Raw genomic sequence first — 6356 nt, 5'->3', positions numbered from 1 at the left:
AAAAAGGATGGCCAAACTCCTTGGTACACAAGGGGTTAGCTATCCTTTGTCTTTTTTAAACTGATAAACTCGGGAGGGTAAACGTCCGTTCTTTTTCCTGCATACTGAACTCCTTTTTCGAGATTTCCTTTCATTTTAGCATTTTTTAAGCAAAAAAACTGCGACTAGCCTATGATATAATAAAAGCAGTTAGCGCTTGCTTCTCACCAAGAGATCTAAGCCCCTAGACTCTAGTTAAAGGAGATACCTATGTTTGATACTCTCTACTTCGGAACTTATACAAAACGCGATTCTAAAGGGATTTATACAGCCCAGTTAGACCTGAGCACTGGCCAACTGTCAGCCCTTGAGCTTCTGACTCCAGAAACCAGTCCGACCTACCTCGCTTTCAATCCAAGCGGGCAACTTTACAGCGTTGCAGGCCAAAATGGCCAAGGTGGTATCGGAGCCTATCGTTTAACAGGAGAGCTCCTCAATCATGTCCTAGAGGACGGTGCTTCTCTTTGCTACGTCGCCTATGATGGCCCACGACAACTGGTTTATGGATCCAACTACCACAAGGGGCAAGTAACCGCTTATCGGATTGAGGAAAACGGTCGCTTAGCCTTGGTCGACGCCGTCAACCAAGAAGGCTCTGGCCCCCACCCCAACCAAGCTTCGTCCCATGTTCACTTCTCAGACCTAACTCCGGATAAGTACCTGGTCACCTGTGACCTTGGAGCGGACCGTGTAACCACCTATAGTGTTTCCGATGCTGGTAAACTCACTCCGATCAATCACTACCAGGCCCAGCCCGGTTCTGGTCCCCGCCATCTGGTTTTCCATTCCCATTTTAAAATGGCCTATCTGGCTTGTGAACTCAACTCTACGGTAGAAACCTTGGTTTATGATGGTGTTGGTGATTTTGACTACCTCAGCCAGCAAACCACCCTACCAGCAGATTATCAAGGAGACAATGCCGTTGGTGCTATCCGTATGAGTCAGGATGGCAAGTTTGTCTATGTCTCAAATCGCGGACACAATTCCATTACTGTTTTTAAGATCCTCGCTGATGGCAATCTCCAACAAGTACAAATTGTTCCCAGCCATGGAGACTTCCCCCGTGACTTTAATTTCTCCAGTGACCAAAACTTCTTGATTGTGATCCACCAAGAATCTGATAACGCAACTGTCTTTAAACGAAATCCGCAAACAGGCCATTTAGAACTCCTATCTAGTGATTTTTACGTTCCAGAAGCTGTTTTTGTTTCAACCAATCCATATCAATAGCCTTCCCTCACAAATTATGCTATCCTAATAATAGAAAAACAAAAGGAGAATCCTATGAATCCAGTTGAACTCTTCAATAAAGTTAAAGAACTCATCGAAAACAAAGACCTTGAAGCTGCTAAGAGCTTCATCGATGAACACAAAGATGATCTTGGATCTTACCTTGACCAAGCCAAAGCCTTGGTTTCAGGATCTGAAGGTCTCAGTGGTGCGGTCGATAAATTGAAAAAACTCTTTTAAGACCCACGCACCAGTTTCATCGCTGGTGCTTTTTTGGTAAAGGAAAGAACTATGCTACATTTTGATTTATTTGTTATTGGTTTTGGGAAAGCAGGAAAAACCCTAGCTGCTAAGATGGCTAGCCAGGGTAAAAAGGTTGGTTTGGTAGAACAGGACCCAGCAATGTATGGCGGAACCTGTATCAACATCGGCTGTATCCCCACAAAAACCCTCCTTCGGGCAGCCGATCAAAACCTCTCTTTCAGCCAAGTCATGGCTGAAAAAGAAGCTGTAACAGGTCGCCTCAATCAGAAGAACTATGCCATGTTAGAGGGAGCGGGTGTCACCCTCTTTGATGCCAGCGCCAGCTTCCTATCCGACAAGGTTGTCCAACTAGAAGCCGGTTCTGAACGCCAAGAGGTGACAGCTGACACAATTGTCATCAATACCGGAGCACTCTCCAATCAACTACCAATCCCTGGCCTGCTTGAAAGCGACCATGTCTATGATTCAACTGGTATCCAAAACTTGAACGAGCAACCTCAACACTTGGGTGTCCTAGGAGCTGGACCAATCGGCCTTGAATTTGCCAGCCTCTACAACAAACTCGGCAGCCAAGTAACCATCTTAGATGCCAGTGATACCTTCCTACCACGGAGCGAAGCAAGTCTGGCTCAAATGGCCAAAGGTTATCTAGAAGAAGATGGCATCCAGATCCACCTCGGTGTCCTAACCCAATCTATCTCTAACACAGAAGAGGGCAAAGTGCTCCTCCAAACCAACCAAGGAGACTTTGAATTTGACGCTCTCCTTTATGCAACTGGACGCAAACCCAATCTTCAAAACTTGGGCTTGGAAAACACAAGCATTGCCCTAACTGATCGCGGTGCCATTCAAGTTGACAAACATTGTCAAACCACTGTGCCTGGTGTCTTTGCCGTCGGTGACGTCAACGGTGGACCACAATTCACCTACATCTCCCTTGATGATTTCCGAATTGTCTACAACTACTTGGAAGGCGACGGCAGCTACAACCTCGAAAACCGGAAACACATTCCAAACTCCATCTTTATTAGCCCAACCCTAGCCCAAGTCGGCCTTACCGAAGCCCAAGCTCAGGAAGCCAATCTCCCTTACAAGGCTAAAGAAATGCCAGTAGCTGGCATGCCTCGCGGCCATGTCGATGGTGACCTTCGTGGAGCCTTTAAGTGCATTGTAAACCCAGAAACCAAGCAAATTCTTGGAGCCAGCATCTTGGCCCATAATGCTCAAGAAATCATCAACTTGATCACCATGGCTATGGACAATGAGATCCCTTATACCTACCTAGCCCAACAAATTTTCACCCATCCAACCCTAGCTGAAAATCTCAACGATCTTTTTAACCTATAACCAGAACCCTCGTGAGACACAAAACTCACGAGGGTCTTTTGTTGTTCGTTACTTGGGAACTAATGCTTATTGAATTTCAAAATCTGACCTTATCAAACCTCCTTGATAAATCTTAGCGACTACGAAAACACACTTCCAATATGCTAGGCAAAAAATCTTAAAAAGAGCCTCAACTACTGTCGGTTGCGTTTTCTAGACTGTTTGTGATTTGCTTTGTGTCTCATTTTCCACCTTTTTTCCTAACAATTCTTATATAAATCATGAAAGAGCAAGCCGATCGGCTTGCTCTTTCATACTTTCCTCCGATTCTCTACAAGAGAATCCCTTTAGTTTAATTCACTATAAGCCTTAGCGATCCGTGCGCCGACCTTGGCATTGTTATAAACCAACTGAATATTGGCTTTCAAGCTCTCACCACCGGTCAACTCAACAATTTTTCCTAAAAGGAAAGGTGTCATGTCTTTACCAGTGATGCCTGCTTTTTCCGCTTCAACAACTGCTTGGGCAATAATCTCATCAATATAGGCTGCATCCAATTCGTGTTCAGTTGGAATTGGATTCACCACCAAGCTACCTGCACTTAAACCAAGCTCGTGACTGACCTTATCCATTTGTGCGATTTCTTCTACAGATTCCACGCGGCTGTTTAATTTGTAAGGCGATTTACTGGTATAGAAGGCTGGTAGAACATCTGTCTGGTAACCCAAAACAGGAACCCCTTTGGTTTCTAAGTACTCTAAGGTTCTTGGTAAATCCAAAATAGATTTAGCACCCGCACAAATAACTGTTACCGGCGTCTGAGCCAATTCTTCCAAATCTGCAGACACATCCATGGTTTCTTCGTAGCCACGGTGAACACCACCAATTCCTCCGGTTACAAAGTAAGGAATCCCTGCTAAATGAGCCCCAATCATGGTCGTCGCTACTGTTGTAGCTCCGATTTTCTTCTGAGCGAGAATCAAGGCTAAATCCCGCCGGGATACCTTGGCCACATCCTTTTCGGTTGCCAAGCGCTCCAAGTCTGCCGCGCTAAGGCCAATTTTGTATTTTCCATCCATAATGGCGATAGTCGCAGGAACCGCTCCTTCTTCCCGGATAATGGCCTCAACTGTCTGAGCCATCTCCACATTTTGAGGGTAGGGCATTCCATGCGAAATAATTGTGGATTCAAGGGCCACAACTGGCTTGCCTTCTGCTAAGGCTTGAGCAACTTCAGGGGCAATATCAAGATATTGTTTCATTGGTAAAAAGTTCCTTTCTTTCTTTGGCAAGGCGCTCCTTTGACAAGGTTGGACGAACCGTATCCTGGGAGCTAATCGTATAGTAAGAATTGGTCAAACCCAATTGCAAGGTTTCCTGAATGGCCAAACCATTCAACCAACCATAAATAACACCTGAGGCCAAGGCATCACCGGCCCCCGTCGCGTCTACAACCTGCTCCAATTTAATCGGTTGCAACTCCAGATAAGTCCCATCTTGATGGGCATAAACCATGGTATCAACCCCAGCCGTAATCAAGACCTGCTTAAGGCCATGCCCCAGCCAGGCCTGGGCCAAATCTTTTTTGGTGATACCATCACCAAACTGCAAGTCTAAATAGGCCTCCGACTCATCCAGATTGACAATCAGCCACTCCACACCTGTTAGGTCTTGAGGGAGATGTTTCATCTTAGGCGCCGATACCGGAACCATCGCCAACTGCAAGCCCTGCTCCCGCGCCAATTGAATCAGGTAATCTAGACTCTCCTTGGGAAGATTCAAATCTGCGACAATCCCTTTCGCATCCAGAAGCAAATTTTCATATTTGGACAACCAAGAAGGGGTCATCTCATCGCAAATGGTCATATTAGCCAGCGCTAAGGTCATATCCCCGTCCTCATCCAGGATAGCCACATAGGAACTGGTTGGATGGTGACTCTGCTTTTCGACATACTTGAGATTGACATAGGACTGGGTCAACGCCTTTAACTGCTCCCCATCGTGGTCATCCCCTACCAGAGATAGCAGTAAAACATCCTCCTCCAAACGGCCCAAGTTTTCCGCTATATTGCGACCAACCCCGCCGACCGAGAGACTCGCTCCCACCGGATTAGAAGTTCCCATCTGCAGCCTTTCCCTAGCGTAAAACTTGCGATCCAAGTTCATCCCACCGATACAGACAACCGACTTCGAATTCTCTAGGATATAAGCCCGACCACGGAGATAATTTTTTTGAACCAAACTGGAAATCAGATTGGCGACCGTAGACCGCGAATAGCCCACCTGGTTGGCCAATTCCTGCTGAGACTGGTAGGGATCCTGGCGGATCAAATCCAAAATCTCTCGCTCACGCTCTGTTAACACAAGCCTCTCCTCCTTTCAAAAACACTTGCCACAAACAAAACAATTGTTTTCGACAAGCTTATTATAAACCATCCACATTCACAAAGCAAGTAATTTGCTAAAAAACAGGTATGAAAAAAGTTCCAAATATTTTCATGGTGTTTGGAACTTTTTCTGATATATTTTCAAACTTTCTTCTTATCCGGTTGCCCATTAATCAAGGATCGCTCATAAGATTCCTGTTTTTGCTCCTTGGAACCGTGGTCCATAAAATAGGCAAAAACAATGTCTAAGGCAAAGGACAAAGGCAACTGGGGAGAAATTCGATTTCCGTAATTTAAATGCCTCGTCGTGGCCACCCTCAAGGTACAATCAATATACTCTATCCCCTTATCCTGAGTCGTAATCAAGCAGGTTCGCGCGCCCTTCTCACTAGCCTTTCGTAGGGAATCCAAAACCGACTGGGTTTCACTAGAAACCGATAAACCAATCACCAAGCAGCTAGCATCAATCACCCCATCCACCCAGTGCAACATATCATCATTGGTCACAGCCTCAGAAACCAAGCCCAACCTTAAAAAGCGAATACTGTATTCCTGGGCTACCAAACCAGAAAAACCCTTGCCATAAAAATAGACACGCTTTGCTTGCTCTAGCTGCTCCGTCAGCCAATGGATATGAGCTTCTACCAACAACTCTTGATTGGCATCCAAGATCTGCTCATAATCCGCCAAAACATTTAAGGCCTTGTCTGATAAACCCGGATGCACCTCTCCTTGCATCTGAGCCAATTGTTCCTTCAACTGATAGGAAAATTCCCGATAACCTGAAAAGCCACATTTTTGAGCAAAGCGTGTCAGAGTCGCTTCCGAAACATGAAGATAGTCCGATAAACGGTTGGCGGCCAACGAAACAGTCGGGGGGAAGGAACCGAGAAAAAAATCAGCAATATCTTTTTCAGTCCGTGTCAGCTCATCGTAATGCTCCTCAATCATGGCACGAATGAATAAATACCTCACCGTCTACCTCCTATATTGTGTTGGGCACCTCTAAAAATAGGTTGAAGGAACTCTACTACTCCGTCAGAACAATAGCGATTTCCAGGACGTAACTGAGCGTTGAAACAATAGCCAGTCTGACTTTCAAAGGCATAT

Annotated in this window: 6 protein-coding genes; 3 read left to right on the top strand and 3 right to left on the bottom strand. The window is 45.6% G+C overall.

The window, feature by feature from the left end; all coding sequences use genetic code 11:
- Positions 1 to 249 precede the first annotated feature (249 nt).
- Genes N4310_RS07180 through N4310_RS07170 form a run of 3 tightly spaced genes read left to right on the top strand, consistent with a single transcriptional unit; the run spans position 250 to position 2880 of the window.
- Positions 250 to 1269: a lactonase family protein gene (locus N4310_RS07180; protein WP_262092643.1), complete on the top strand. Its 1020-nt coding sequence runs from the start codon at positions 250 to 252 to the stop codon at positions 1267 to 1269.
- 54 nt (positions 1270 to 1323) lie between these two features.
- A complete protein-coding gene (locus tag N4310_RS07175; RefSeq protein WP_160333180.1) occupies positions 1324 to 1509 on the top strand; it encodes a hypothetical protein in 186 nt (61 codons plus the stop codon).
- Between the two features lie 51 nt (positions 1510 to 1560).
- On the top strand, positions 1561 to 2880 hold the full coding sequence (locus N4310_RS07170) for an FAD-containing oxidoreductase (protein WP_262092642.1): 1320 nt from the start codon (positions 1561 to 1563) through the stop codon (positions 2878 to 2880).
- A gap of 326 nt (positions 2881 to 3206) precedes the next feature.
- Here the strand turns inward: N4310_RS07170 and N4310_RS07165 are convergent, their stop codons facing one another.
- The 3 genes from N4310_RS07165 to N4310_RS07155 form a co-directional block, all read right to left on the bottom strand.
- A complete protein-coding gene (locus tag N4310_RS07165) occupies positions 3207 to 4121 on the bottom strand; it encodes a pseudouridine-5'-phosphate glycosidase (RefSeq protein ID WP_262092641.1) in 915 nt (304 codons plus the stop codon).
- Positions 4105 to 5223, bottom strand: coding sequence for a PfkB family carbohydrate kinase (locus N4310_RS07160; protein ID WP_262092640.1), 1119 nt, complete (start codon positions 5221 to 5223; stop codon positions 4105 to 4107). Before N4310_RS07160 ends, N4310_RS07165 begins: the two co-directional genes overlap by 17 nt.
- Positions 5224 to 5387: 164 nt before the next feature.
- On the bottom strand, positions 5388 to 6221 hold the full coding sequence (locus tag N4310_RS07155; protein ID WP_262092639.1) for a MurR/RpiR family transcriptional regulator: 834 nt from the start codon (positions 6219 to 6221) through the stop codon (positions 5388 to 5390).
- Positions 6222 to 6356: the final 135 nt, after the last annotated feature.

It is taken from the genome of Streptococcus danieliae, assembly GCF_025447695.1.
GTDB lineage: Bacteria > Bacillota > Bacilli > Lactobacillales > Streptococcaceae > Streptococcus > Streptococcus danieliae.
Note: the sequence above shows the minus strand (reverse complement) of the source record. Positions and strands in the feature narration are given on the sequence as shown.